Here is a 22797-nt window from a genome sequence, read left to right on the forward strand (position 1 = left end):
CGTAGGCTGACGAGTTGAGCTGGACTGACTCAATGTTGCACACGTCCCGACCTGGTCGTCAAACCAGACTTGAGCTGGGTCGTAGCAACTTTCCCAATCGGTCCAACGTCAGCCTACCGGAGGACATTCCCGCTGGTACGCGCACTAGTCCTTGTGGACCACGCGCTCTGCCTCTCCCGGCCTCCAGATGTGGATGTCCAGCCGGTCGCCGGCGACCTCGACCGACGATCCGCCGGTGATGTCTGCGCTGAACAGGTCGAACGGCACTTCGGTCAGGTCATAGCCACTCTCCGCACGGAAGCCGGTGATGTACGTCTCGCGTACGTCCGGATCGGTGACCTCCGTCGCCACCCCGAAGAGTTTTGCGTCACCATCGCTCACCTTCGTGTCGACCGTGCCCGTGTGCAGGCAGAAGCGCGGGTCGCGGCGGAGGTCCTTGGACTTGGTCGTGTCGGCCATGCCGCCGAGCCACAGTTGGTCGCCGAGCACGATCGGCTCCATCGGGCTGATCCGCGGAAAGCCGTCCGACCGCAGCGTGGCGATCAGGCTGAGGCGCCCGGTCGCCTTGAGCCGGCGCGTGAAGACGCCGGCGATGTGCGGTGCGGCGGCGGCGAACTCGGTCCAGTTGGTCATCTCAGTGCTTCCTCACTATGCGTTCGGTCTCGCCTGGCTTCCACACCGTCACGTCCATGTGCCCGTCACCGACCTCGACCGCCGACGCGCCGGTCAGATCGGCGACGTAGAACGGGTCGAAGTCACGTCCTCGCAGGTCGAAGCCGACATCGTCGTACAGCTTCCGCGCGAACCTCTGATGCAACTCCTTGTCCCGCAGATCGCGTACGGTGCCGAACAGCTTGGCGTCGCCGTCCTTGACCTCCGTGTCGACGGTCGCGGTGTGCAGGCAGAACCGCGGGTCGCGCGCCAGGTCGACGAACTTGGTCGTGCCCGGCATGCCGGCGAGCACCAGGTGGTCCTCGAACATCCGCGGCTCCAGCGGACTGATCCGCGGGAAGCCGTCCCTGCGCAAGGTGCCCAGCAGGCACAGGTTGCCGGTCGCCCGATGTCGCCGTACGAAGATCTCGGCGATCTTCGGCGCAGCTTCGGTGAACTCTTTCCAGGTGGTCATACGCGCGACGCTATCGACAAACCTTGCCAGCCGCTGTCATGGTTTCTCGGCAACACACCGGACGCAATCCGCGCGTACGCTCGCCACCGACGATCTTTGGAGGAGTGCGTGACCAGCACGGATGTGAGCCTGCCGCGGACGCTCGGACTGCGCGAGCTGATCGCCAACGGCCTGTTGTTCATCGGTCCGGCGGCACCGTTCAGCGTGTACGGACTGCTCGACGCGCGCGCCAACGGCGCGGTGGCGACGGTCTACCTGGTGGCGACCATCGCGGTCGCGTTCACCGCGATCTCGTACGCGCAGATGGCCAGCCAGGTGCCCAAGGCTGGCTCGGTGTCGGCGTACGCGCAGGCCGGCCTCGGGCGGATCCCGGGCTTCTTCGCCGGCTGGATGGCCGGCCTGGACTACCTGTTCATCCCGAGCCTGGCCGCGCTGTTCACCGGCATCGCGACCAACGCCCTGGTGCCGGCGATCCCGACCTGGCTGATCACCGGCGTGGCGTTGGTGCTGATCACCGGCCTGAACATCGCCGGCGCCAAGGTCGCCGCGCGGGTCGGCATCGCCGTACTGATCATCGAGATCGTCATGGTCGCGGTCTTCGTCGTGCTGGCGATCGCGGTGCTGGTCGGCGGCGCGCCACATCGTCCGTGGCTGTCACCGTTCACCTCGGTCGGCGTCTTCGCGCTGGCGCCGGTGCTGACGGCCGCGTCGGTCGCCGTGCTGTCCTTCCTCGGCTTCGACGGCATCGCGTCCTTCGCCGAGGACAACAACGGCGATCCGAAGCAGGTCAGCAAGGCGCTGCTGATCTGCTTGGCGGTGGCCGGCGGGCTCTTCGTCGTGCAGACCTATCTCGGCGCGCTGCTGATGCCGGTCACGCCCGAGCAACTGGCCGCGAAGCCGGCCGACCAGGGCACCGCCTTCTACACGATGTTGCAGACCTCGATCGCCGGCTGGTTCGGCACGACGGTGACCGTCATCAAGGCGGTCGGACCGGTCTTCGCGGCGATGGTCGCGCAGGCGGCCGCCAGCCGGCTGATGTATGGCATGTCGCGGCAGGGACACCTGCCGGCCGCGCTCGGCCGGGTCAACGCGCGGACCCGTACGCCGGTCGCGGCGATCCTGGTGTCGGCGGTCAGCACGCTCGGCATCGCGGTCGGCGCGGCTCTGCTGCCCAATGGCCTCGACCTGCTGTCGTCGCTGGTCACGGTCGGCGCACTGGTCGCCTTCGGGATGCTGCACGCATCGGTGATCGGCTATTTCCTGGTGAAGCGGCGCAGCCGCTCGTGGTGGCCGCACCTGGTCGTACCGGTCGTCGGCGCGCTGGTGATCCTCGCCGTGCTGGTGTCCGCGAACCCGCTGGCGCTGACTGTCGCCGCTGGCTGGCTGGTCGTTGGCATCGTCTTCGTGGTCGTACGACGTAACCCTGTCAAGGCGTGACATGGTTGAGGCGTGCGCGCGAGTCGGTTGGTCCAGTTGCTGCTGCTGTTGCAGACGCGTGGCCAGCTGACCGCACCGGAGATCGCCGCTGAGCTGGAGGTGTCCGTACGCACCGTCTACCGCGACCTGGAGGCACTGTCGGCTGCCGGTGTGCCGGTGTATTCCGAGCCTGGCCGCAACGGCGGCGCTCGGCTGGTGGACGGCTACCGTACGCGGCTGACGGGATTGACCACCGAGGAAGCCGACGCGGTCCTGTTGTCCGGACTGCCGGGTCCGGCGGCTGACCTCGGGCTCGGCACGGTGTTGGCGGCGGCTCAGCTGAAGATGCTGGCGGCGCTGCCACCGGAGCTGCGCGGTCGCGCCCGGCGCGTGTCGGAGCGGTTTCACCTGGACGCGCCCGGCTGGTTCCGGCGGCCGGAGGAGACGCCGGCGTTGGCTGTGGTCGCCGACGCGTTGTGGAGCGATCGGTCTGTCGAGGTGTCGTATCAGCGATCCGACCGCGTGGTGGCGCGTACGCTCGACCCGCTTGGCTTGGTGCTGAAGGCCGGCACCTGGTATCTGGTCGCCCGGTCCGGCGACGCGGTGCGGTCGTACCGGGTCGGCCGGATCGTGGCGGCTGAGCTGGCGGATCCCTTCGAGCGGCCGGAAAACTTCGACCTGGCCGAGTTCTGGGCCGCTTCCAGCGAGGAATTCGCGCGATCGATGCTGCGTTTTCGCGCGCGCTGCCGGATCCGCGCGTCGGCGCTGCGGCTGCTGAAGCTCGCCATCGAGCCGGCGGCCGTCGAGGAGGCGCTCGCGTCGGCTCAGCCGGCGGACGCGGAGGGCTGGATCGAGATGACGATTCCGAGCGAGGCGCCGTACGTGCTCGCCACCGCCGTCCTGATGCTCGGCGAGCACGCCGAGGTGTTGGACCCGCCGGAGCTGCGTGCCGAGATCGCCGCGCGTACGGCCGCCGCCGCCGCGCTCTATCTCTGAGCGCGGCTCAGTCTCTCAGAGGCCATCCGGTCAGCTGGCGCGGTCGGAGGATTCGGAGAGGGTGTCGGCGGCGAGGCGGCGTGCCAGGGCGAACTCGGCCACCTGCTGGCCGACCGTCTCCAGCTGAAACCGTACGGTGTCGTCGACCAGCTCGCCGTCAGGCGCGAAGACCCCCGCGGCGGCGTTGACGGTGGCGCCGAGCGGGCTCGGCCAGCCGCGCAGGGCGTGTACGACCGTACGGATGCTGGTCAGCGTCGAGACGGTCGCTTGCCAGCCGTGCGCGACCGCGATGCAGCCGACCGGGATGCCGTCGAGGTACGGCCGCGGGTCGTGCCGCGTGTCCTCGACGTAGTCGAGCGCGTTCTTCATCAGGCCGGACATCGTGCCGTGATAGCCAGGCGAGGCGACGATCAGCGCGTCCGCGCGGCGTACGGCGGAGAGGAAGGCCGCGGCCTCGGCGGTGCGTACGGTGGCCTCGGTGTCATAGATCGGCAGCATCAGGGAGCGGCCGACGATCAGCTCGGCGGTTAGGCCGCCGGCTTCGGCGGCGGCGATGGCGACCCGCAGGGCTCGTTCGGAGGTCGAGTTGGGACGCGTCGATCCACCTATCCCCAGCACCCTCACGGTCACCACTCCAACCTACCTCCGCCACGCACGAGCAGCGGCTGCCGAAAGCGGCCGATGACCGGCGGCGAGTGGCATTCTTCACCGCTCCACGACAAGATAAGTTACCGGCCAGTAGCGTAGGGTCGGCTGGGTAATGCCGGAAATCCGGCGCGGTCGTACGCTGTCGGCCAGGCGAGACACCGGTGGAGGGGAACGCGATGGTTGTCCGGCTCGTGATCGGCCTGCTCATGACCGTGGTCGCTGGGGCCATCGCCGGCCACCGGCTGTGGTGGCTGTTCCGGCTGGTACGCAGCGGCCAGCCGGCGGTCGACCGCACCGACGACTGGCCGAAGCGGCTGGCCGCGCAGGTCACCGAGGTGTTCGGCCAGAAGAAGCTGCTCAAGTGGACGATCCCCGGCGTCGCGCACTTCATCACCTTCTGGGGCTTCATCGTCCTGTTCCTGACGATCATCGAGGCGTACGGCGCGCTGTTCAAGAAGGACTTCGCGATCCCGTTGATCGGCACCTGGCCGGTCGTCGGCTTCCTGGAGGACCTGTTCGCGGTCGCGATCATCCTCGCGCTGATCGCGTTCACCGTCATCCGGTTCCAGCAGCAGCCCAAGACCCTCGGCCGCGCCTCGCGGTTCTACAAGTCCCACACCGGGGCCGCCTGGTTCGTGCTCTTCATGATCTTCAACGTGGTGTGGACGCTGCTGCTGATGCGCGGCGCACAGGTCAACACCGGCGTTTTTCCTTACAAGAGCGGGGCTTTCGCCTCGTACGCGGTCGGCGCCCTGCTGCATCCGCTCGGCGTGCCGGCCAACGAGGTGCTGGAGACGGTCGGCACGCTCCTGCAGCTCGGCGTGGTGCTCGCCTTCGGCGTTTTCGTCGTCTATTCCAAGCACATGCACATCGCACTGGCCCCGCCAAACATCCTGTTCTCGCGGCGGCCCCGCGCGCTCGGCGCCCTGCTGCCTATGTATTCCAACGGCAAGCCGATCGACTTCGAGGACCCGGGCGACGACGACCTGTTCGGCCGCGGCGCGATCGAGCACACCACCTGGAAGGGGATGCTCGACTTCGCCACGTGCACGGAGTGCGGCCGCTGCCAGAGCCAGTGCCCGGCCTGGAACACCGGCAAGCCGCTGTCACCGAAGCTGCTGATCACCGACCAGCGCGACCACCTGTTCGCCAAGGCGCCGTATCTGCTGGCCGGCGGCGGAGTCAGCGCCGCGGGCGAGGAGAAACTGTCCGACGAGAAGCTCGCGGCGTTGCCAGAAGGCGTGCGGAAAGAGGTCGAGCGCCCGCTGGTCGGCAAGGTCGAGGACGGTGGCGTCATCGACCCCGACGTGCTGTGGGCCTGTACGACCTGCGGCGCCTGTGTCGAGCAGTGTCCGGTCGACATCGAGCACATCGACCACATCGTCGACATGCGCCGCTATCAGGTGCTGATCGAGTCGGCCTTCCCGTCCGAGGCCGGCGTGATGCTGAAAAACCTGGAAAGCAAAGGCAACCCGTGGGGTCAGAACCCCAACGAGCGGGAGGACTGGACCAAGGGCCTGGACTTCGACGTACGCCGGGTCGAAGGCGAGATCCCGGACGAGGTCGAGTATCTGTTCTGGGTGGGCTGCGCCGGCGCGCTGGACGACCGCGCCAAACGTACGACCAAGGCGGTCGCCGAGCTGCTGCACACCGCCGGCGTCGAGTTCGCCATCCTCGGCAACGGCGAGACGTGCACGGGTGACCCGGCGCGCCGGATGGGCAACGAGTTCATCTTCCAGATGCTGGCGCAGCAAAACGTGGAGACGCTCAACGAGGCGTTTGGCGAGCGGCCGGTGGAAAAGCGCAAGATCGTCGCCACCTGCGCGCACTGCTTCAACACGCTGGCCAACGAGTACGAGCAGGTCGGCGGCCGCTATCAGGTCGTCCACCACACGCAGCTGCTGTCCCAGCTGGTCGCGGACGGCAAGCTCACGCCGGTGACGCCACTGGAGTCGACGCTGACCTATCACGACCCGTGCTATCTCGGCCGGCACAACCGCGTCTTCACGCCGCCGCGCGAGGTCCTGCAGGGCCTGCCCGGTACGACGTACAAGGAGATGCCCCGCTTCGGCGAGCGCTCTTTCTGCTGCGGCGCCGGCGGCGCGCGGATGTGGATGGAGGAGAAGATCGGCCAGCGGGTCAACCAGAACCGCACGCAGGAGGCGCTGGAGCTGAAGCCGGACGTGATCGCGATCGGCTGCCCGTTCTGCCTGACGATGCTCTCCGACGGTGTCAACGAGAGCGAGTCCAAGGACGACGTCGAGGTCCTGGACGTGTCGCAGGTGCTGCTGCGTACGGTCAAGCCGACCACGGCCGCGGCCGGCGCCGCGCCGACCGGCACCACAACGGCCGAGGACCCCACGACCACGCAGCCCTGACCCCTTTTGCCGCAGGGTCGCCCTACGTGCGCCAGGTGCACGCAGGGCGACCCTGCGGCATTCCCGGGCGCTAGGTTGGCAGCGTGGCGAGGAGAGGCGACCCGTACGAGGGCGCGTACGACCGGTCGGAGGCCCGGCGGCGGCTCGAGGAGCCGTCCCTGCGTGACCTGGAGCCACACGTCGGCATCCCGTTCGGCCGGCTGCCCAAGCTGCCGACCCGGTGGCTGCTGATCGCCTTCGTCGCCTTCGTCGCGCTCGGCGCCGGCTTCGTCATCGCCAACCCCAATGGCCGGCTGCCGTCCGGCAACTGCGACCACACCAGCCTGACGCTGCGCTCGGCCGACCAGCCGACCGGCTATCCGGTCTCCTGGACCGCGACCGGGCCGAAGGGCCGGTACGTCCTCACCGTCGGTGTCACCAGGCTGGACAGCCAGCTCCACATCCTGGCCACCGACAAAGGCAACGAGACCGACGCCTCGGTCGAGGGCGGCCAGTTCACCATGGACGGCTGTCGCGCCTCCGGTACGTTCCAGGTCCACCAGGGCCGAGGCACGCAGCAGGCACGCATCTTCCGCCTCGACGGCGGCGCACCACGGGCGGTGGCCACCGCCGAGCTGACCTCGCGCGGAACTCCCGGCTAGACCGACGTACGATCAATGGCCAGGAAAATATTGGGGGGCCGACTATCGACGTCCTGGCGCTGCTGGCGTTCGTCCTGCTGACCGGGGCCAATGCCTTTTTCGTCATCGCCGAGTATTCCCTGGTCACCGTCGACCGTGCGCTCGTACACGAGCAGGCCGAGGCCGGTGACGGCCGCGCCAAAGGCGTGGCTCGCGCACTCCAGTCGCTGTCCTTCCAGCTCTCCGGCGCTCAGCTCGGGATCACCCTGGCCGCGCTGCTCACCGGTTATCTGGCCAAGCCGGCCATCGCGCACCTGCTCGACCCCGGCCTGATGGCGCTCGGGATGAGCCAGCAGTTCGCCGACGGCGTGGCCACCGCCATCGCACTGGTCATCGCGACCGTCTTCACGGTGCTTTTCGGCGAGCTCGTACCAAAAAACGCGGCCTTGGCGGTGCCGATGCCGCTGGCCCGGTTTTCCGCGCCGGTCCAGCGGATCTTCTCGATGGTCTTCCGGCCGCTCATCGTCGTGCTCAACGGCACCGCCAACGGCCTCGTACGCGCGCTCGGCATCGAGCCGCAGGAGGAGCTCGCGTCGGCGCGTTCGCCGGAGGAGCTCGGCCTGCTGGCGGCGATCTCGGCCCGCGCCGGCGCGTTGCCAGGTGAGACGGCGACGCTGCTGCAGCGGACGATCCGTTTCGGCGACAAGCGCGCCGCCGAGGCGATGACACCGCGGGTCGACGTGGTCGGGCTGCCGGCCGACGCGACCGTACGCGACCTGCTCGACCTCGCTCGCGAGTCGGGCCACACGCGGTTTCCGGTGTACGACGGCACTTTGGACACCGTCGTCGGCATCGCCTCGGTCACCAGCGCACTGCAGGTGCCGGCCAACCGCCGCGACACCACCGGCGTACGCCGGATCGCGCACGAGCCGCTGCTGGTGCCGGAGAGCCTGGAGCTGGACACCACGCTCAGCCGCCTGCAGGACAGCGACACGCAGATGGCGATCGTCGTCGACGAGTACGGCGGCACCGACGGCATCGTCACCGTCGAGGACCTGGCCGAGGAGCTGGTCGGCGAGATCGCCGACGAGTTCGACGAGCCGGACGACGCCGCCGAACCGGAGTCGGCGGTCGCGCCGGCGACCACCAGCTCTGAGACCGTCACCTCACCGCACGCCGACAGATCCGTGCTGGTCAGCGGCCTGCTGCGGGAGGACGAGCTGGCCGAGCAGGCCGGCTTCCGGCTGCCGGACGGACCGTTCGAGACCCTGGCCGGCTTTCTGATGGCGCGGCTCGGCCACATCCCGGCCGAAGGCGAGACGGTGACCGAGCGAGACTGGGAGTTCACCGTCACGTCGGTGGAGAAGCACCGGGTCGAGCAGGTGCGGATCGTCCAGCCGGAGGTGCCGGAAGAGGACGTGACCGGCGGATGACCGCACTGCAGTTCGCCGCGACCGTGCTCCTGCTGCTGGGGAACGGGTTCTTCGTCGGGTCGGAGTTCGCGATCATCTCCGCACGGCGTACGCAGGTCGAGCCGCTGGCCAGGGCCGGCTCGCGGCGCGCGGCGGCAGCGTTGCGCGCGATGAGCGACGTACCGCTGATGATCGCCGGTGCGCAGCTGGGCATCCAGATCTGCTCGCTGGGCCTCGGTGCCATCGCCGAGCCGCTTTTCGCCGGCCTGCTGGAAGATCCGTTCAAGGCGTTGCACCTGCCAGAGGGCCTGGTACATCCGGTGGCATTCGTCATCGCGCTGGGTCTGGTGACCTATGGCCACACCGTGATCGGCGAGATGGTGCCGAAAAACCTGGCGCTGGCCGGACCGGACCGGCTGGTGCTCTGGGTCGGTCCGCCGATGCTCGCCTTCTGCGTGGCCACCAGGCCGATCCTGCTCGCCCTGCGCTGGGTCTCGGAGAGCCTGCTGCGGCTGATCCGGATCGAGACGCCGGACGAGGTGAAGACCGTCTACACGGCCGAGGAGCTGGCCAGCCTGGTCGCCGAGTCGCGCACCGAAGGCTTGCTGGACGCCGACGACCACAAGCGGATCACCGGTGCTCTGACGCTGACCTCGCGTACGGCCGCCGACTTCATGTCGCCGTGGTCGCAGGTCCGCACGGTCACCTCCGACGTGAGTCCGGCGTCGTTGGAGACCCTGTCGGTGGCCACCAAGCTGTCGCGTTTTCCGGTCATCGACCGGCACAGCCGCGCGGTGCTCGGCTTCGCACATGTCAAGGAGGTGCTCGGCATCTCCGGCGAGGCACGCCGCGCACCGCTGGCGAGCGACGCCGTACGGCCTCTGGCCGTGGTCGCGCCGGCCACGCCGCTGGCCGAGGTGCTGCTGATCATGCGGCGTACGCGGTCGCACCTGGTGCTGGTCTCCGACGGCGGGAAGCCGCTCGGCATCCTCACCCTCGACGACGTGCTGGCCGCGGTCGTCGGCGGCGACCTCCCCGCCAGTGCCGCTATCTGAACGGCACCAAGCCGCGGCCGCCTTCGCGCAGCCGCACCAGATCCGGTGCCTTCGCCAACCCCGCCTCGTAATCGCGGGCCACCTCGATCACGACGTGCGCCGCGAGCGCGACGATCGCGCGCTCGGCCTGCTCGTACGACCAGCTGTGCACGGCAGTGGCCTCCACGTGGACGGCTCCGGAGAACGGCCGCAGCAGCAACGTGAGATCCCAGCGCTCGGCCAGCACGAGCATGACCCAGAGCCGGTTCATGCTGAGCCCGACCAGGCCGCCGTTACGCCGCACGGCGTAGCTGACTCTCGTCGCGGCCACACCGAAAACGCGCTCGCTGATCATCGGCGGCCACTCGACCAGCTGCGCCTCCGGCGGCAGCTCGATCCGCGGCGACGGCTCGGCCAGGAAGCCTTCCATCGGCTGCACGTCGTAGGTGCCGACCACGTCGACCAGCCGATATGCCTCGGCGCTGACGTCGAGCCGGATGGCGCCGGCGTCCGGGTCCTCGCTGATGGTCGGCACCGGGCTGACCGGACTCACCTCCGCCGGATAGTCCTCGACGCGGTTGTCCGAGCCGGGCAACGGATGCGGCCACCGCTCGCCGGTCGCCGACTCGTACGCCTCCACCGGCACGTACAACAGCATCTCGGCGGCGAAGTCCCACACACCGCCGAACCGGGCCGGATCGGCCAGCACCTGCTCATACGTGGCACGACCGGCGCAGACGACCGCCGCGCGCGCGTCGAGAAAACCATCGGCGTTCAGCGGCGGCGCGGGCTCGGACCGGTCGTCCTCGGAGTCCCAGACCTGCTGGCTCCACAGCTCCGGCAGGTCGAGCCGGCGCAACACCTGGTCCAGCCGCTCGCCAAAGGCGACGATCTCGGTCACCGGTCCGGCGGCCAACCGCGCGGTGAGCCGGTCGAACGCCGGCTCGGCGACCCGGCCACCGAGCTCGCCGACCAGCTGCCAGAACTCGTCCTCGGTCATCGGCGCGAGCCTATCCGCTGCCTCCGAGGTCGAGGCGCATGACGACCCGGCGTTTGCTCGGACGGCTGACCGCGGTGAAGCCGGCCTCCTCGAAGACCTGGACGCTGCCGACGTGCAGCTCACCCCAGGTGATCTCCTTGCCAGGCTCGGTGATCATCGCGTACGCCTCCAACGCGAGCGCTCCACGCTCGCGCGCGTAGTCAACGGTCGCGGCTGCCAGCGCGTACGTGATGCCGCGTTTGCGATATCCCTTGCGGACCGTGAAACACGTGACGGCCCAGACGCTGTCGTCGGCCTTGTCCTCCTGGCGGCCGCTCCAGACCGTACGCAGGCCACGCAGGCGCGGATAGGCCGTACGCGGATCGACCGCGACCCAGCCGACCGGCTCGTCCTCGAGATAGGCGATCAGCCCGGAGGTCTCGGGAGAGTCGGGGTCGTCGCAATGTGTCTGCTCGCGCAGCCGGTCGCGCCGCTCGTCGTCGCTGAGGTCCCAGTGCCAGCCAGCCGTCTTGAACCGCTGGCAATAACACCGGCCCGGATAGTCGGTGGTGCCGAAGACGGCCTGGACGTCCTGCCACGACGCCTGGTTGGCCGGGACGATCGTCAGCTGCTCGCGGGTGATCGCGGTCAATCCGCCGGGTCCTCTCCGACCAGTCCGTCGACCGACTCTCGCAGCAGGTCGATGTGGCCGACGTGCCGCGCGTACTCCTCGATCATGTCCATCAGCATGCGCCGCAGGCTGGGTTTGCGGCCGTCCGGCCAGGTGTACGCGGCGAGTCGGTCCAGGCCGCCGTCGGCGAGCGCGTCGGCCACCGCGACACGGGACCGCTCCACCGACGCCTGCCACCGAGCCATCAGCTGCTCCGGTGAGTCGGCGTCGGCCGTACGCCACTCGTAATCCGAGTCGGTGGCCCAGTCGACGGCGTCCCACGGCGCCGGCATCGCGCGGCCATGCAGCTTCCACGTGAACATGTCGTCTTCCACCAGCGCGAGGTGGTTGAGCAGCCCACCGAGGGTCATCGTGGACGGCCTGAGGGTCTTGCGCAGGCCGGTCGCGTCGAGGTTTGCGCACTTCCAGGCGACGTAGCGGCGTTGGCGCTCCAACCCACCGAGCAACGTGTCGACTTCGTTTCCGGCCGCTGGCGGCTCTTTCAGGATCATGGCCGTACGGTAACCGTTATCCCGGACGATCTGCTTCCGCGATGATGGCGGACATGACCAGTCCAACCGCGCGTGCGCTGCTGGCGCTGGAGGCGATCCAGGACAGCCCTGGCATCACGGCGCAGCGGCTCGGCGACCGCCTCGGCGTCACCGAACGCGCCGCGCGCCGTTACGTCGCGATCCTGCGTGAGGCCGACCTGCCGATCGAGTCGTTGACGGGTCCGCTCGGCGGCTATCGCGTCGGCCGCAGCCTGCGCCTGCCACCGCTGATGTTCACCGCCGCCGAGGCGATGGGGATGGTGATGGCCGTCCTGGAAGGCCACCGCGACGCCGCCGACCCGTCCGACGTGGTCGGCCGTGCGCTGGCCAAGATCATCCGCGTACTGCCAACGCGGATCGCTGAGCCGGTGCGCGCTTTCCGCGAGATCACACCGCCGGTCGGCGGCGACGTACGACCGGATGCCGCGACAGTGGCGCGGCTCGTCGAGGCCTGCGACACGGCTCGGCGACTGCGTCTGGCCTACTGGACGGGGACGATGGACGTCGATCCGTGGGCCGTGGTGTTGCGGCACAGCCGCTGGTATTTACTTTGCTGGTCGCACAAAAAGCAGGCGCGGCGGGTGTTGCGTGTCGACCGGATCTCCTCTGTAGAGACGCTGGCCGATTCCTTCACGCCGCCGGCCGGACTCGACGCGTTGCGCACCTTGGAGGATCACCTGTCCCAAGGCTGGACGCACGCTGTGGACGTCGTCCTCGACGCGCCGATCGCCGACGCCACCCGCTGGCTGTCCCGCAGCCTCGGCCGCGTCGAGGCGATTTCCGAGCGACAGAGCCGATTGGTGGCCACCACCGACAATCCGGAGTGGTACGCACGGCAACTCGCCGCGCTGCCCCTGTCCTTTCAGGTGATTGGATCGGCGGAGCTCAAGGCGGCGGTGGTCGCACTAGGGGAGCGGCTGATCGGGTCGTGATTTTCGCGGCAGGTGGCCGGCCGCGGCCAGAATCGCCGCGGCGACGTCCTCCGGCGTACCAGCACTGCTGATGATCGTCGCGCCGAAACGTCGATAGCTTGCCTCGGCCTCGGCATTGCGTTGGAGCGCCGCGACCAACTCCTCCGGATGCTTGCCGAAGGCATTCGTCGTACGCGTCAGAAGGCGGTCTCGGAGGGTCGTGTTGTCGACCACCAGGCAGACGACGAGGTCGAACAGATCCCACACCTCGTTCTCGTTTTCCACCGTTCCAAAGAGAAACGCGCGGTCGCCAGACGTACTCTCCGCCAGCGCCTCAATCTTCGCGCGGCTGATCCGCCATCCAAAGCGATCAAGCCAGCCGGCCGGCGCCGGATAGGGCGGATCGACAACGACCTGCCCGGTCTTGCGGTCGACCCAGTGGTTGTAGCCATCCCAGTCGGCATCGACCGCCTGCTCGCCACGGCTCTTCAACAACGTACAAACCGTCGACTTGCCGACGCCTGAACTGCCCGTCACCCACACCAACCCCACCACCGCAGCATCGCACAACCACCGGTTGGCTTCGTTGCGATGACGCCAGGGGCATGGACGATCCGGCGTCGCCATGGGCCGTGCGCGAACTCGACGTTTTGTGCCGCGACACGCCGCGAACCCTGCCGACAACGTCAAGTTCGCGGAGCCGCAACCGCTTCTCGCGTACGGATGCTGGTCGTTGACGCGCTGCACGATCTCGTCAACCAGGCTCATTTTGGTGTGACATATGAGCATCGCTTCGGGCTTGTCGTTGATCTGGTTGTCCCAGCGGTAAACGGCGCGGATCGGCGCGATGTTGTGTGCGCCGGCCGCCAGGCGGTCAGAGACCAGCTGGCGGGAGAATTCCATCAACCAGTCCGCATCTGGCGCGGTGATCGTGACACGGCAGACTGGCTCGTCACTCATCGTATTCCGTTTTCAGCTGCTCGGTGATCTCGGCTTCCTCAGCCGTGCGCGCCATGCCAAACCATATTAGCTCAGCCTGCTGGCGGAACTGGACTCCTTGAAGCGCGATGCGCTCCTCACCGTTACGGAAGGTCTGCCACACGACCACCAGTCGCCGGACAGCGCGAACGCCTGGCCTCCGAGCGGAGGGCCAGGCGTTTTGGCTGGTCAGTGGCGGTGGTGGTGGGATTTGAACCCACGGAGGGCGTGAACCCTCACACGCTTTCGAGGTCTGCGACCACGCGTCCAGCGACAACCGGCACTGTCCATAAGCTGCGCAAACACGTTGCGCTGAACGTCTGCGGACGGCTCCGTACAACCCTGAATGAGACGAAAACTGAGACGATAGCCGAACTGCCGGTACTGGAATCTCACCTGCGGTGCAGCGTCGGTCAGATTGCCATACTCCGCGCCGCATGAGTACCAGCGACAAGCAAGGCGAGAGCATCTGATTCCATACCGTACCTATGGAATCAGACGCTCTCGCCTTACACAGTTGAACAATTGCTAATGTAATTGCTTAAGCGGAGTGGCGTCCGAAGTAGAAGCCCACCACGAGTCCGACCGCCGGCAATATCGGCACGACGAAAACGTCAAGCAATTTGCCGAGTTCGTCAATACCTATGGCGTGAAAAGCCAACGCCAGTAGCGCCGCGAGGCCCCAGGCACCGAGGTACCCAATCAGCAAACGTACTAGCCGACCCCGCGTCCGTTCTCGAAGCTCACGCTCCGACGGTTGCAGCAGTCCTGGAGTCATGGGTTCATCGGCCGAAAGCTTCCCGCCGACATCAGTTGCCGTTTTCTCGCTGGAATCAGAGCCGGAAGCAGACTCATCTGACCCAACGCGAAGAATGATCTCGTCCGGGAGACAGAGCCCTTCTTCCATCTCCTCGTCTGAATGCAGTGACATTTCGCACTCGCTTTGTCCGATGACAAATCAATCAACAAACCAAAATGTGCTAGGGATATCTAAGGCGGTGCGCGCTGTATATTCAAGTGGACCTCCCTTTAGCGACTACGACTACGAGGGCTTGAAATAACTCCCATAAGGATGTTGCCTCCTCAGAGGTCTAACAACTCACTCCTGTACGGTTGCGTCTCTCCGTGGGTTAACTAATCAATGTCGACCGGAGAAGCTCAATCGACACCGACCTTCTTTCGGTGTAGCCACACTCCCCCGCGTGGTCAGTGCGGCCTGGGATAGACCAGACGATGTGGAACCCAAGCCTCGTTGCCATACCTCGCCTGAACCAAAATCGACTGGTAACCGGCGACGCAATATTCGTCATACGGGATTACCAATCCGATCGGCGGACCGATCGGAAAGCCAAAAGCCACTACACAATTCACCTCCTTCATTACAAGATTTGAGCAGCACGAAATGAAGGGCGATCTCTGACATTCAGAACGATTTGGTTATCAAAGAACGTTAGTTAGCCAGTCGGCAAACTTAAAGAGGAAAGATTAATTCCTTTAGAGTTTTGTCTGGCTCCTCGATTAGTATTCTCGCTCCACGCTGCGCGGCATCATCGATATATTTCTGAGTCGAGATGGCCCGGCGCAACGCCTCGGTCAGCGTTACCCCTCGGCGACTTGTGATCGTGCGTATCGCTTCGGCGGCCTCCGCAGACAGATTTACAGAAAGGCGGACCCCCTTGCCCTCCTGCCTATCATTATTCATTTGCTTCTCCTCAAGCAGCACCTGTCGGTGATCCAGACGATCAGCCGGCGGCCCCCTGGCGGTGGCGTACCGCGCAGATCCGACCAACGCCTCAGCGAAGGTCGCCTCTTGACCACACACCATCATCACCTCCTCGACACACCTAAAGTACACCAGAAACCCGCATCATGCATGCGGCACGCCCTCTCGATACGCCGCCCCTTGCCGGCCAGCTCGACTGCTTGGACTGCAGGGCGCTAGGGGTTTCCACCCGCCGTGATTACCGGTGTCTTAATAGTCCTCTCCCCGGGACGTGTTCGTCCCATATGCTGGCGCCAGTCGCAGAGGGTGATTGGGCGATCGAAAGGACAGCGATTTATGAGCATTCGGGAGGCACTTCTTTATGCTCGCCGGAGGGAGCACGACCACGAAGCGGGCAAGATCTACATCGTTCCCGATGGCTTGCGGCTGGATGACGAGATCGAAGTCAAGCATCTGATTTCGATGTGCAAGTTCTGCGCGCAGCATCTGCATGCACTCGGCCTGTACGTCGATGGCGAGCACAAGAGCACGACTAAGTGGATATCCAACGGCGAGGCAGCAAGGGCCGGTTGGAAAGCGCGCAACTCGTAGACTGGGCCGCCGCTAGACCGCCGTCGAATTTTCCAGCAGTGACAAAGTAAAGCTGGCCGGATGGGTCCGGTTGCAGGCTTCTACCGCCTGGGTGAGGGAGTGCGGTGGAGCACATATCTCCTGGGCTCGTCCGGCCTTTCATCGGCTTCAGTCCGGCCATCTGCGGGTTCCCCGATCCCCATCGTCACCGCAGATAGCTGGGCTGGGGCCTCACTTTCTCTTGGAGGTCTCCGGCGTGGTCGTCGTACGCGTTGACTCGGTGCTGGCGCAGACTGCGCGAGAGCATGCCCGTGAGCATCAGCCCGTTGCCCGACGCGATGGCGCCTGGTGCCGATCTTGCGATGATTCGTGGCCGTGCGACGTGCGGGCTAATGCCGACGCAGTATTGCGCGCTGCGGGAGTCGATCCCCGATCGCTGGATAATCGCCGGTCCCGACCATCTCCCCGTGGTACGGACCGCGTCGGCACGGGCCACAAGACGTATGTGGTGGTGGGTCGGTGATCGAGGTCAGGCAGGTGCTATCGCTGCGCCGGCAGGTCGTACAGGCGCGGCTTGATGCCACGCGGGAGCTGCACACTGCCCGGATCAGTGCCGATCAGCGGCGGGTTGATCATCTAGCGGGCAAGGCGCTGGCTATGCAGATGATCGTTGACATGATCGATATCGAGTTTCAGCTAAACGTCGACGAGGAAGAATATCCAGCGCTCGGCCGGCATCGCCGCGCCTGATCTCATTAACGAAATGCCCCGCCTCCGGCCATCGTGGCCGGAGGCGGGGCATTTTGCGTTTACCGTGTCTCGTCGCGAATCCACTGGAGGTACGGCGGATTGCCCGCGTCGATGACGTGCGCGATGACGCACGGGACTACGTATGGGTGCTGGTCGTTGACGCGCTGCACGATTTCGTCAACGAGGCTCATTTTGGTGTGGCAGATGAGCATCGCTTCCGGCTTGTCGTTTATCTGGTCGTCCCAGCGGTGAACCGCGCGGATCGGCGTGATGTTGTGTGCGCCGGCCGCCAGGCGGTCAGAGACCAGCTGGCCGGAGAATTCCAGTAGCCAATCCGCATCCGGCGCTGTGATCGTGACACGGCAGACTGGCTCGTCAGCCATCGGATTCCGCCTTCAGCTGCTCGATTATCTCGGTCGCTTCCTCCCCCGTGCGGGCCATGCCACCCCATCCACTGACGATCTTCCCGTCGAAACTCTCGCCGAGCCAACGCCCGCGCATCGCCGAGCCCTTGCCGTTGAGGGCGAAGAAAAGCACCCCTTTTGAGCGGGTGGCTTCGTTCGTCGCGGCGTACCAACCCATCAGCACGTCGTTGTTCCAGAGGCGCAATTCGCCGCGCCACAGGTACCCGCCACCCTCGTCTGCTTTTAAGCCGTGGCTGATGGCCTGCATCTGGATTAGCTCGGCCTGCTGGCGAAACTGGACTTCCTGGAGCGCGATGCGCTCCTCGCCGTCGCGGAATGTCTGCCACGACGACCACCAGTCGCCGGACAGATTGACGGCGTGCGTCGGCACTCCGGCCAGCTCACCGACCGAGATTTGCAGCGCGTTCGCGATGGCGAGCGCGACCGAGAGCAGCGGCTGCTGCTCTCCCGCCTCGTACCTGCGGATCTGGCGCTTGTCGACGCCAGCCATAGCGGCCAGTTCAGCCTGCGACAGGCCGAGTTCGGCCCGCCGCTGCTTCAGGACTTCGTGCATCTCCACCCCTACATCCTAGGACGTTCTGGTCCCCCTGGGGACCTCCCCGTCCCCGAGAGGACTAAGAAGTCCTTGACAAGGACGAGTTCGCCCCTCAGGGTAGAGGACGTAAGCGTCCCCCGATGGGGACTATTAGGGCGACGAGGAGTAGCGACATGACGGAGAACCGGACCGGTGGACACGGCTATCTCGGCTGGTCACATCCCCTCGCACGAATCGCAAACCGGCACTGCCGAGCACACAACCGGCCAGGCGTCTCCGGCTGGACTGGTGGAGTCGGCGCGGTTGCGTGCGGTGCCTGCTGGGAGCGCGCGATTCGCGATGACGAACGGGTCGTAGTCGAGTACGGCCTGACCCGGCAACAGGGCCGCGACATCGATGTGGTGGATGAGATCGCCGTTGAGCGTGCGTGCCGTGGTGAGCAGGTGCGGCTGACTCGCGTTGAGCGGTCGATTGCCGCCGTCCAGCTTCGCGACTGCGTTGGGCTGACGAACTACCAGATTGCTCGCCGGCTGCACATCAACTCTGAACTTGTCCGGCAGGCACTCGCCCTGGCCGATGCCACCGCCGCGCGTGGCGCTCTGGCTGAGGTGGCCTGATGTCGCTCGCCGAGCTGGTCGACTGGATCGAGGCGGCGATCTGGGATCGGCATGACGCGCGGCAGCAGTCGGCCGGTTTCCAGGTGATCCGGCTGGGTCGCTGGACGCGCCGCTACCGCCATCCATACCTGTATCTCGCCATCGCCGCGTACGCCGAGCGCGAAGCGGCCGAGCAGGCGAGCAACCGCGAAACGGAGCCTGTGCGATGACCACGACGACCACCGAACGGCCTAAGGCGTACCCACCACCTGTCGAGGCGCTGCTTCCCAAGGCGCGCAAGCTGACGGCCAAGCTCGGAGAGGTCCCTTCACGGAACCGGCTTATGACCGAGCTGCGAATCGGCGCACCCAAGGCACGCGCCGTACTGGACGCGCTGACCGCTCCGTCCGATCAGACCGACAACATCCCCGCGGCTACTTCTCCGAACCGACCGGCCGTCGTGCCTGCTGAGGCAACCGGCGACAGCGGCCAGCAGACCCGCGAGCAGACCGAGTTCATCGCCGAAACCACGGCCGGCACCGCTCCTCTTTCCGCCGATGTGGTCAAGCCGGAGTCGCCGCAGGTGGCGACGTCCGTAGACCCGGGTACGGCTGAGCAGCCTAAACCGGCGTCGAAGCCGCAGAAGTCTGTCAAGACGTGGCCGGTGCTGCTCCTGGCCGCTCCGGCGTTCGTGGCGATCTGGTCGGGGTGGGTCGGACTCGGCGCGCTGACCGGGTTCGGGGTGGTGCATCCGCTTCCCGGGATCCTCGACGGGTTCTCGATCAATACCGCGATCACGCTGCCGATCGGCGTGGAGACCTACGCCGCGTACGCGCTGCGTGCCTGGCTCACCACCACAGCGCCGACCACGGCCCGGACATTCGCGAAGGTGTCCGCGATCGGCGCGCTGATTCTCGGCGCGCTCGGCCAGATCGCCTACCACCTGATGAGCGCGGCCGGCATCACGACTGCGCCGTGGTGGATCACCACCGCCGTTGCCTGCCTGCCGGTTGCCGTGCTCGGCATGGGGGCTGCTCTCGCGCACCTGCTCCGTACCGACTCCAGCGCTGATTCGTCCGGCTCTTGAATTCGCCCGGAGCGCGGCCACCTGGCCTAGGAAACCGGGCCGCGCTCCGGCCACCCCCAAGGGAGGTAGTGCACATCATGTCCATTGAACCGACTGACAACAACAACGACCCGGCCGGCACGGACTGGGACGCGGAGCTGGCGCAGCTAAACGCCAGTGACAACACCGAAACCGGCAGCGGCACCAACGTCGTACCGCTGCGCAAGGCCAGCGCCGACGCCGACCGGTTCGACTCCTCCTATGACGTGGACCTGGACGAGGATGACCCCGAGTCCGCGTCGCAGCTGGCCAAGGCGGACCGGCATTTCACGGTGGCGCTTCCGGATGAGGAGCAGCGGGAGGCGATCATTCCGGCCGCGTTCCGGCCGGCCAACATTCGCCGGACTCTGACGCGCGTCGCGCGGCGATGGCTGCACATCGCGGGTTTCCATGCGGTGCGGTTGCCTTGGTACGGCGCGAAAACCGTACTGTTCGGCGGAATCGGCGCGCTCCGCCTGGTGGATCGTCAGCTGCGGTGGTGGTGGCTGGCCGAACAGACCCCAGTCCGGCGCGCGGTCGCCGACAACGCGCACCGCGACCCGCAGGAAGCGGCCAAGGTGTACGCGCGGCTGCTGGAAGAAGCGAAAGTGACGCGCCGCTGGCGCGGGTTCGTGATCTTCTGCGAGTGCGTAGGCGCGGCTGTTTTTGGTCCGCTGCTGTGGAATATGGCGCCGTGGTGGCTGCTCGCAGGTGTCGGCGCGGTCGCGCTCGGCGGACTGGCGCACTTGGGCCGGCCGGCGCACAAGCCGATCATCTCGCACGCGGTCATCGCGCCACGGTTCCGCAAGCTCAACCTGGACATTGTGCTGCGTGCCTACTACGCGGCCGGGCTCGGGCACCCGGACAAGCCCGGCCAGCAGGTCCAGTTCGGTGCGCAGATGACCCGCGACGCGCGCGGCGTCGGATCTCAGGTCGTCGTTGACCTCCCGTACGGCAAAGGCTGGTCCGATGTCGTGACCGCCAAAGAGAAAATCGCGTCCGGGCTGGACGTGCACATCAACCAGGTCTACCTGACCCGTGACGAGACCAGCAGCCGCCGGCACACACTGTTTGTCGCCGACCGGGACCCGCTGGCCATCCCGGCCGGCAAGACGGACCTGTTGGACCTGAAGCCGCGCAACATCTGGCGGCCGGTCCGATTCGGCAAAGACGAGCGAGACCAGCTCGTCACCCTGTCGCTGCTATGGATCTCCGTCCTAGTCGGTGCACAACCGCGTAAAGGCAAGACGTTCGCCGCGCGGCTGCTCGCCTTGCACGGCGCGGCTGACCCGTGGGTGAAACTTGTCATCGTCGACGGGAAAAACTCCCCAGACTGGCTCAAGTTCCGGCTGGTCGCACACCGCATCATCTTCGGTGCCGTCCCCAACAGCAACGATTCCGACCCGATCGGCAACCTGTTGGCCGCGCTGGACGAGATCCTGGCGCACATCGAGCGGGTCAACGAAGTACTCAAGACCCTGCCGGTGGACCTGTGCCCCGAGGGCAAGCTCACGGAGCAGCTGGCGCGGGACCCGCGCTTCCCCGATCTACGGGTGTGGCTGATCGTCATGGAGGAATTCCAGGTCTATTTCGAGACCGAGGACCAGGCCGTGAACAAGGAAATCGCGGCGAAGCTGTCGCGGATTCAGGCGGTCGGGCCGTCCGCTGGCGTGATTATCCTTTCCAGCTCCCAAAAACCCTCCGGCGTCGGCGCTGGCGACGTGCAGCGGCTGTTCAACCGCTACCGCGACAACCACGCCGTGCGGTTCGCGCTGCGCTGCGGCAACCGCACCGTCTCTGAGGCAGTGCTTGGCGGAGACGCCTACTCCGAAGGCTTCGACGCATCCTCCCTGCCAGTCGGAGACCGGTTTCGGGGCCTGGGTTACATGTACGGCGCCACGGACGACACTCCCACCACCCGCACCTTCCTGGCCGACCACGGCGACGCGGAGAAGATCCTGACCGCCGCTCGCGCGCACCGCGAACGGGTCGGCACCCTGTCCGGCATGGCCGCCGGGGAGGACATGGCCCGCACGACGCGGGACGTGCTGGCCGACGTGCTGCTGGTGTTCCTGGCGGATGAGCGGCTGCACTGGCAGACCATCGCCGGCCGGCTGGCCGAGCAGATGCCCGAGCAGTACGCCGACACCACGCCGGACAGTATCTCCGCGCAGCTGCGCTCCCTCGGCGTGCCATCGGTGAACGTCAACCGCGACGGCCAGGTACGCAAAGGCGCCAAGGCCGTCGACATCAAGACCGCCATCGCTCGCCGCGACGGCAACGGAGTGTAACCGTTCAGCGAGGCTCTAGAAGTCGGTGAGGTAGCGGCCGGGCCGCTACCGGTAGCGGCAGCGCTACCGGCCCCCGCTACCTCCCCCAACCCACCTGATCAGCCCGTATTTCCGCAGGTAGCGGGTAGCGGGTCACCCCTTCCGCGCCCAAAAAACAGTCCCTGGAGGCACCCCGATGGTCCACCTCGCCGCTACCGCCACCCTGACCGCCGCTACACCCGGTAACCATCCGCCGGTCGTTGACGGTCTGTACGCATTGCTCGGCCAGCTGCTCGGCCAAGCGCTGCCATGGCTGCTGCTGGCGCTGCTGGTGTGGGTGCCGGTGTACCTGCTGGGCTGCTGGCTCTGGCCGTTCGGCAACTGCCGAGGATGCGGCGGCACCGGCAAACGCAAAGCACCCGGCCTGTTCGGCAAAGCCTTCCGGACCTGCCCGCGCTGCGACGGCAGCGGCCTGCAACTGCGCGCCGGCCGGTACCTGATCAACCGGCTACTGGCCAACTACCGCGCCGCGCGGCGGCACGACGACCGCCGCGAACGCCAGCTCTAACCCCGTCCACCCATCTCGTTCCAACCGTCCTGAAAGGACACCCTGTCATGCCTGGACTTCCCGAGATCACCATCGTCGGCACCCTGACCGGCGACCCCGAACAGCGGTTCACCACCAGCGGCATCGCAGTCGCCAACTTCACCGTCGCGTCCAACGATCGCCGCTACAACAAGGAAAGCGGCCAGTGGGAGGACGGGGACGCGACCTTCCTGCGCTGCTCGATCTGGCGCGACTACGCCGAGCACGTCACCGAATCCCTCGCACGCGGCCAGCGCGTCATCGTCGTCGGCCAACTGCGCCAGCGCAGCTACGAAACGACCGAAGGCGACAAGCGCACGGTCGTTGAGGTCGACGTACGCGAGATCGGCCCCGCGCTGAAGTGGGCCACGGTCAAGGTCACCAAAGCCGCACGCAGCAACGGAAACACCGCGCGCAACGGCGCTGAGTCCGACCCATGGACCGCTCCGGCCGCTTCAGCCGCGCGGGCTAAGGCCAGCGGCTACAGCGAAGAGCCACCGTTCTAAACCCCCCTTTCC

The 22797-nt window shown here is 66.8% G+C and carries 28 protein-coding genes; 15 read left to right on the forward strand and 13 right to left on the reverse strand.

Annotation, left to right across the window (positions count from 1 at the left end; all coding sequences use genetic code 11):
• Positions 1-144: 144 nt before the first annotated feature.
• Both GNX95_RS36695 and GNX95_RS36700 read right to left on the reverse strand, forming a co-directional pair.
• Complete coding sequence (locus GNX95_RS36695) at positions 145-633, reverse strand: pyridoxamine 5'-phosphate oxidase family protein (RefSeq protein ID WP_163512401.1); 489 nt, start codon at positions 631-633, stop codon at positions 145-147.
• Position 634: 1 nt separating this feature from the next.
• The gene (locus GNX95_RS36700) at positions 635-1126 is read right to left on the reverse strand and encodes a pyridoxamine 5'-phosphate oxidase family protein (protein WP_163512402.1); all 492 of its coding nucleotides are present in this window, start codon (positions 1124-1126) and stop codon (positions 635-637) included.
• Positions 1127-1234: 108 nt separating this feature from the next.
• On the opposite strand from GNX95_RS36700, the gene GNX95_RS36705 reads away from it, so the two are divergent.
• Both GNX95_RS36705 and GNX95_RS36710 read left to right on the forward strand, forming a co-directional pair.
• On the forward strand, positions 1235-2563 hold the full coding sequence (locus GNX95_RS36705; protein ID WP_222854224.1) for an APC family permease: 1329 nt from the start codon (positions 1235-1237) through the stop codon (positions 2561-2563).
• Positions 2564-2575: 12 nt separating this feature from the next.
• Positions 2576-3538, forward strand: coding sequence for a helix-turn-helix transcriptional regulator (locus GNX95_RS36710; RefSeq protein ID WP_163512404.1), 963 nt, complete (start codon positions 2576-2578; stop codon positions 3536-3538).
• Positions 3539-3568: 30 nt separating this feature from the next.
• Here the strand turns inward: GNX95_RS36710 and GNX95_RS36715 are convergent, their stop codons facing one another.
• Complete coding sequence (locus GNX95_RS36715) at positions 3569-4168, reverse strand: NADPH-dependent FMN reductase (RefSeq protein ID WP_163512405.1); 600 nt, start codon at positions 4166-4168, stop codon at positions 3569-3571.
• A 194-nt stretch (positions 4169-4362) separates the two neighbouring features.
• Between GNX95_RS36715 and GNX95_RS36720 the strand changes: the two genes are divergently transcribed.
• Both GNX95_RS36720 and GNX95_RS43630 read left to right on the forward strand, forming a co-directional pair.
• Positions 4363-6564 (forward strand): (Fe-S)-binding protein, encoded by a 2202-nt coding sequence (locus GNX95_RS36720; RefSeq protein ID WP_163512406.1) that lies wholly within the window; start codon positions 4363-4365, stop codon positions 6562-6564.
• Positions 6565-6647: 83 nt separating this feature from the next.
• Positions 6648-7205, forward strand: a complete 558-nt coding sequence (locus GNX95_RS43630; protein ID WP_163512131.1) for a hypothetical protein — start codon at positions 6648-6650, stop codon at positions 7203-7205.
• On the opposite strand, the gene GNX95_RS43635 is transcribed toward GNX95_RS43630, so the two are convergent.
• Complete coding sequence (locus tag GNX95_RS43635; protein ID WP_246281969.1) at positions 7202-7354, reverse strand: hypothetical protein; 153 nt, start codon at positions 7352-7354, stop codon at positions 7202-7204. The genes GNX95_RS43630 and GNX95_RS43635 overlap by 4 nt on opposite strands.
• On the opposite strand from GNX95_RS43635, the gene GNX95_RS36730 reads away from it, so the two are divergent.
• Entirely contained in the window at positions 7325-8617 is a 1293-nt protein-coding gene (locus GNX95_RS36730; protein WP_246281946.1) for a hemolysin family protein, read from the forward strand. The two genes, GNX95_RS43635 and GNX95_RS36730, sit on opposite strands and share 30 nt — an antisense overlap.
• Positions 8614-9651 (forward strand): hemolysin family protein, encoded by a 1038-nt coding sequence (locus GNX95_RS36735; protein ID WP_163512407.1) that lies wholly within the window; start codon positions 8614-8616, stop codon positions 9649-9651. Before GNX95_RS36730 ends, GNX95_RS36735 begins: the two co-directional genes overlap by 4 nt.
• Here the strand turns inward: GNX95_RS36735 and GNX95_RS36740 are convergent.
• The 3 genes from GNX95_RS36740 to GNX95_RS36750 are packed head-to-tail and all read right to left on the reverse strand — an operon-like array spanning position 9644 to position 11791.
• A complete protein-coding gene (locus tag GNX95_RS36740) occupies positions 9644-10630 on the reverse strand; it encodes a DUF4240 domain-containing protein (RefSeq protein WP_163512408.1) in 987 nt (328 codons plus the stop codon). The genes GNX95_RS36735 and GNX95_RS36740 overlap by 8 nt on opposite strands.
• 10 nt (positions 10631-10640) lie before the next feature.
• Positions 10641-11261: a GNAT family N-acetyltransferase gene (locus tag GNX95_RS36745; protein WP_222854226.1), complete on the reverse strand. Its 621-nt coding sequence runs from the start codon at positions 11259-11261 to the stop codon at positions 10641-10643.
• On the reverse strand, positions 11258-11791 hold the full coding sequence (locus GNX95_RS36750) for a mycothiol transferase (protein WP_163512409.1): 534 nt from the start codon (positions 11789-11791) through the stop codon (positions 11258-11260). Before GNX95_RS36750 ends, GNX95_RS36745 begins: the two co-directional genes overlap by 4 nt.
• Positions 11792-11844: 53 nt before the next feature.
• Between GNX95_RS36750 and GNX95_RS36755 the strand changes: the two genes are divergently transcribed.
• Entirely contained in the window at positions 11845-12762 is a 918-nt protein-coding gene (locus tag GNX95_RS36755; protein ID WP_222854227.1) for a helix-turn-helix transcriptional regulator, read from the forward strand.
• Here GNX95_RS36755 and cutA (GNX95_RS36760) read toward each other — a convergent pair.
• From cutA (GNX95_RS36760) to GNX95_RS36775, 4 genes are all read right to left on the reverse strand, one after another.
• Positions 12736-13701: a divalent cation tolerance protein CutA gene (gene cutA, locus GNX95_RS36760; RefSeq protein ID WP_163512410.1), complete on the reverse strand. Its 966-nt coding sequence runs from the start codon at positions 13699-13701 to the stop codon at positions 12736-12738. The genes GNX95_RS36755 and cutA (GNX95_RS36760) overlap by 27 nt on opposite strands.
• Positions 13694-13843 carry a hypothetical protein gene (locus tag GNX95_RS36765; RefSeq protein WP_163512411.1) on the reverse strand — a complete coding sequence of 50 codons (150 nt, stop codon included), beginning with the start codon at positions 13841-13843 and terminating at the stop codon, positions 13694-13696. Before GNX95_RS36765 ends, cutA (GNX95_RS36760) begins: the two co-directional genes overlap by 8 nt.
• A 417-nt stretch (positions 13844-14260) precedes the next feature.
• The gene (locus tag GNX95_RS36770) at positions 14261-14650 is read right to left on the reverse strand and encodes a hypothetical protein (RefSeq protein ID WP_163512412.1); all 390 of its coding nucleotides are present in this window, start codon (positions 14648-14650) and stop codon (positions 14261-14263) included.
• A gap of 540 nt (positions 14651-15190) precedes the next feature.
• Positions 15191-15442 carry a CopG family transcriptional regulator gene (locus GNX95_RS36775; protein ID WP_163512413.1) on the reverse strand — a complete coding sequence of 84 codons (252 nt, stop codon included), beginning with the start codon at positions 15440-15442 and terminating at the stop codon, positions 15191-15193.
• A 336-nt stretch (positions 15443-15778) separates the two neighbouring features.
• Here GNX95_RS36775 and GNX95_RS36780 point away from each other — a divergent pair, with 336 nt between their 5' ends.
• The gene (locus GNX95_RS36780; RefSeq protein ID WP_163512414.1) at positions 15779-16033 is read left to right on the forward strand and encodes a hypothetical protein; all 255 of its coding nucleotides are present in this window, start codon (positions 15779-15781) and stop codon (positions 16031-16033) included.
• A gap of 498 nt (positions 16034-16531) precedes the next feature.
• Positions 16532-16762 (forward strand): hypothetical protein, encoded by a 231-nt coding sequence (locus GNX95_RS36785; protein WP_163512415.1) that lies wholly within the window; start codon positions 16532-16534, stop codon positions 16760-16762.
• A gap of 59 nt (positions 16763-16821) precedes the next feature.
• Here the strand turns inward: GNX95_RS36785 and cutA (GNX95_RS36790) are convergent, their stop codons facing one another.
• Together cutA (GNX95_RS36790) and GNX95_RS36795 are read right to left on the reverse strand one after the other, a co-directional pair.
• Positions 16822-17145 carry a divalent-cation tolerance protein CutA gene (gene cutA, locus GNX95_RS36790; protein WP_163512416.1) on the reverse strand — a complete coding sequence of 108 codons (324 nt, stop codon included), beginning with the start codon at positions 17143-17145 and terminating at the stop codon, positions 16822-16824.
• Complete coding sequence (locus tag GNX95_RS36795; protein ID WP_163513772.1) at positions 17138-17740, reverse strand: helix-turn-helix transcriptional regulator; 603 nt, start codon at positions 17738-17740, stop codon at positions 17138-17140. Before GNX95_RS36795 ends, cutA (GNX95_RS36790) begins: the two co-directional genes overlap by 8 nt.
• Before the next feature lie 155 nt (positions 17741-17895).
• Between GNX95_RS36795 and GNX95_RS36800 the strand changes: the two genes are divergently transcribed.
• The 6 genes from GNX95_RS36800 to GNX95_RS36825 all read left to right on the forward strand — a co-directional run bounded on the left by GNX95_RS36800 (position 17896) and on the right by GNX95_RS36825 (position 22785).
• Entirely contained in the window at positions 17896-18339 is a 444-nt protein-coding gene (locus GNX95_RS36800; protein WP_163512417.1) for a hypothetical protein, read from the forward strand.
• The gene (locus GNX95_RS36805; RefSeq protein ID WP_163512418.1) at positions 18339-18548 is read left to right on the forward strand and encodes a hypothetical protein; all 210 of its coding nucleotides are present in this window, start codon (positions 18339-18341) and stop codon (positions 18546-18548) included. Before GNX95_RS36800 ends, GNX95_RS36805 begins: the two co-directional genes overlap by 1 nt.
• Positions 18545-19405, forward strand: coding sequence for an ABC transporter permease (locus tag GNX95_RS36810; protein WP_163512419.1), 861 nt, complete (start codon positions 18545-18547; stop codon positions 19403-19405). The genes GNX95_RS36805 and GNX95_RS36810 overlap by 4 nt, the downstream gene beginning before the upstream one ends.
• A gap of 77 nt (positions 19406-19482) precedes the next feature.
• On the forward strand, positions 19483-21714 hold the full coding sequence (locus GNX95_RS36815) for a cell division protein FtsK (protein WP_163512420.1): 2232 nt from the start codon (positions 19483-19485) through the stop codon (positions 21712-21714).
• 175 nt (positions 21715-21889) lie between these two features.
• Complete coding sequence (locus GNX95_RS36820) at positions 21890-22261, forward strand: hypothetical protein (RefSeq protein WP_222854229.1); 372 nt, start codon at positions 21890-21892, stop codon at positions 22259-22261.
• A gap of 47 nt (positions 22262-22308) precedes the next feature.
• The gene (locus GNX95_RS36825) at positions 22309-22785 is read left to right on the forward strand and encodes a single-stranded DNA-binding protein (RefSeq protein WP_163512421.1); all 477 of its coding nucleotides are present in this window, start codon (positions 22309-22311) and stop codon (positions 22783-22785) included.
• Positions 22786-22797: the final 12 nt, after the last annotated feature.

The organism is Fodinicola acaciae (assembly GCF_010993745.1).
Lineage (GTDB): Bacteria > Actinomycetota > Actinomycetes > Mycobacteriales > HKI-0501 > Fodinicola > Fodinicola acaciae.

Coding starts and splice junctions, on each gene's coding strand:
- GNX95_RS36695 (WP_163512401.1), bottom strand. CDS start 633: ATGACCAACTGGACCGAGTTCGCCGCCGCCGCACCGCACATCGCCGGC.
- GNX95_RS36700 (WP_163512402.1), bottom strand. CDS start 1,126: ATGACCACCTGGAAAGAGTTCACCGAAGCTGCGCCGAAGATCGCCGAG.
- GNX95_RS36720 (WP_163512406.1), top strand. CDS start 4,363: ATGGTTGTCCGGCTCGTGATCGGCCTGCTCATGACCGTGGTCGCTGGG.
- GNX95_RS36735 (WP_163512407.1), top strand. CDS start 8,614: ATGACCGCACTGCAGTTCGCCGCGACCGTGCTCCTGCTGCTGGGGAAC.
- GNX95_RS36740 (WP_163512408.1), bottom strand. CDS start 10,630: ATGACCGAGGACGAGTTCTGGCAGCTGGTCGGCGAGCTCGGTGGCCGG.
- GNX95_RS36750 (WP_163512409.1), bottom strand. CDS start 11,791: ATGATCCTGAAAGAGCCGCCAGCGGCCGGAAACGAAGTCGACACGTTG.
- GNX95_RS36755 (WP_222854227.1), top strand. CDS start 11,845: ATGACCAGTCCAACCGCGCGTGCGCTGCTGGCGCTGGAGGCGATCCAG.
- cutA (WP_163512410.1), bottom strand. CDS start 13,701: ATGAGTGACGAGCCAGTCTGCCGTGTCACGATCACCGCGCCAGATGCG.
- GNX95_RS36770 (WP_163512412.1), bottom strand. CDS start 14,650: ATGTCACTGCATTCAGACGAGGAGATGGAAGAAGGGCTCTGTCTCCCG.
- GNX95_RS36780 (WP_163512414.1), top strand. CDS start 15,779: ATGAGCATTCGGGAGGCACTTCTTTATGCTCGCCGGAGGGAGCACGAC.
- cutA (WP_163512416.1), bottom strand. CDS start 17,145: ATGGCTGACGAGCCAGTCTGCCGTGTCACGATCACAGCGCCGGATGCG.
- GNX95_RS36795 (WP_163513772.1), bottom strand. CDS start 17,740: ATGCACGAAGTCCTGAAGCAGCGGCGGGCCGAACTCGGCCTGTCGCAG.
- GNX95_RS36800 (WP_163512417.1), top strand. CDS start 17,896: ATGACGGAGAACCGGACCGGTGGACACGGCTATCTCGGCTGGTCACAT.
- GNX95_RS36805 (WP_163512418.1), top strand. CDS start 18,339: ATGTCGCTCGCCGAGCTGGTCGACTGGATCGAGGCGGCGATCTGGGAT.
- GNX95_RS36810 (WP_163512419.1), top strand. CDS start 18,545: ATGACCACGACGACCACCGAACGGCCTAAGGCGTACCCACCACCTGTC.
- GNX95_RS36815 (WP_163512420.1), top strand. CDS start 19,483: ATGTCCATTGAACCGACTGACAACAACAACGACCCGGCCGGCACGGAC.
- GNX95_RS36820 (WP_222854229.1), top strand. CDS start 21,890: ATGGTCCACCTCGCCGCTACCGCCACCCTGACCGCCGCTACACCCGGT.
- GNX95_RS36825 (WP_163512421.1), top strand. CDS start 22,309: ATGCCTGGACTTCCCGAGATCACCATCGTCGGCACCCTGACCGGCGAC.